Source organism: Trichocoleus sp. DQ-U1 (genome assembly GCF_039961925.1).
In the GTDB taxonomy this organism is placed as follows: Bacteria; Cyanobacteriota; Cyanobacteriia; order Cyanobacteriales; family FACHB-T130; genus FACHB-T130.
Genome location: NZ_JAMPKB010000172.1, coordinates 1 through 2,182, shown reverse-complemented (window position 1 = coordinate 2,182; position 2,182 = coordinate 1). Strand labels below are relative to the sequence as shown.

The following is a 2,182-nucleotide window of genomic DNA, read 5'->3' as shown; positions in this document are numbered from 1 at the left end:
GGCAAGTAGGAGCGAAGCATTCGCGCGACAATCTATCGAGTAATCTCAGATATCTATTCCCGAATGCTTCACCCTCTCGATGGGTGTCGGTTCATTCGGTAGATACAGGTTCCAAGCAGGGCGAAGCATTCGGATATAAAAATCCGTGTTGAGATGCAAGTCTTATTGCCCGAATGCTTCGCCCCTACAGGCGTTTGTATCCCAAATCGAGATGCATTTGAATTTAAAATATGAAGCACCGCAAAATTGTCTTAATCGCCTGTAGCGGAATTATTACAGCTGTCTCTATTGGCGGTATTGGGCTGATTGGAAAAAAGGTGCAGGATAACGGTTTATTTGCGCCCAGTTGTGCGGCGAACCAGCTGACAACCGCAGACAAGGTGCAACAGCAGGCTGAGTCGATCACTGTTAAAGTCTTCTCTGGAAATAACGGTGGTTCGGGGACTTTAATTGCCAAGCAAGGACAAGTTTATACCGTTGTGACCAATCAGCACGTCCTGACACCAGGAGAACCGTATCGCATCCAAACGCCGGATGATCGGATTTATTTAGCTGAGGTGGTAAAGAGTGTCAATTTTGCTGGGAACGATTTGGCATTATTGCAGTTTTCTAGCTTTGGCGATAATTATGCTGTGGCATCGCTGGCAACTTCATCAACCTTGGCAGTAAATGATGAAGTGTTTGCAGCTGGGTTCCCTTTTGATGTCAAGACGCTTGCTTTTACCACTGGCAAAATCGGGCTGTTGCCAGATAAAGCTTTGCAAGGAGGCTACCGGATAGGGTACACCAATGATATTCAGAAAGGCATGAGCGGGGGACCAATACTCAATCGTCAGGGTGAACTCATCGGCATTAATGGCGTCCATGCCTATCCCCTGTTTGGCAACCCTTATGTGTTTCAGGATGGTTCCAAGCCTAGCGATACCCAACGGGAACAAATTACTCGCTCCAGTTGGGGTGTGCCGATTCAAACTGTGGTGCAGGCGGTGCCCCAATTGACGACACCGAATCTGGTGAAGGATGTAGACCGCATTGCCAAAGAGATTACGGTGCGAATCGATAGGTCAGATGGCAATAATGGTTCTGGAGTAATTATCGCCCAGCGTGGTGACACATATTATGTCCTCACAGCGGATCATGTGGTGAAGTATGAAGCACAGAAATATGAAGTGACAACAGTTGATGGCAGGTGCTATCCGGTGAACTATGGCACGGTGAAAAGATTGCCCGGAGTGGATTTAGCAGTATTGCAATTCACCAGCAACCAGACTTACCAAGTAGCAACTCTGGGCAACTATGATTTAGGCAGGGAAGGTCGATTTGTTTTTATCTCTGGATGGGCTGGTTCAACACAAGGAAGCAATGAAAAACCCAGGCGTCTGTTGACTGTTGGGCATGGTTCCAGTGAAGAAGTTAAATTTTTCTTTCTAAAGGATTCAGGTTCTTTAACTGACGGTTATGAGCTGGTTTATAACAATATTACTGCGGGTGGAATGAGTGGCGGTGCAGTGTTAGATACCCGTGGGCGAGTAATTGGAATTCACGGACGAGCGGAAGGAGAAATAACAGTAGATCAAGCTGGGCAAACACGAACAATTCAGCTTGGAGATAGTTTGGGCATTCTAATTAGTACCTTTTTGAGCATAGTGTCACAGGTAGGAATAGAGCCAAAATTAAAGGTAGAAACTACTGCACCATCCCCACTCACTGAGCAAGAAGAAGATTTAATTCGAGAATATTTACTTCCCATAGGGGCAATACCCAAAGATACTGCTGATGCTATCGACTGGCTGAATTATGGCAATCAACTGTCGCGAGTAGGAAAATTCTTAGAAGCCTTTGTAGCTTTTAATAACGCAATTCGACTCAAGCCTGATTTCTATCAAGCTGCTTATGCAATGGGCTTGAACATGTTTAGGTTCCCAGAACTACATCAACAAGCTTTTCAGTTCTTTGATATAACAACTCGACTTGAGCCAAAATTTGCTCCGGCTTGGCGTTTGCGAGGCTTGGTACTTTTCTTATTAAACCGATATCAAGAAGCGCTGGCATCCTATGACAGAGCAATTGAACTAGATCCCACGGACTCTTACCTTCATCAGTTGCGAGGTGTAGTTCTGGAGGGATTAAAACGTTACCCAGATGCGATCTCCGCCTACAGTAAAGTGATTGAAATCAAGCC

Annotated in this window: 1 protein-coding gene; it reads left to right on the top strand. The window is 45.6% G+C overall.

Features of this window, described 5'->3' with window-relative positions:
* Positions 1–230: 230 nt before the first annotated feature.
* Positions 231–2,182 (top strand): tetratricopeptide repeat-containing serine protease family protein (locus tag NDI34_RS28055; RefSeq protein WP_348234490.1); only part of this gene is annotated, 1,952 nt, incomplete at its 3' end.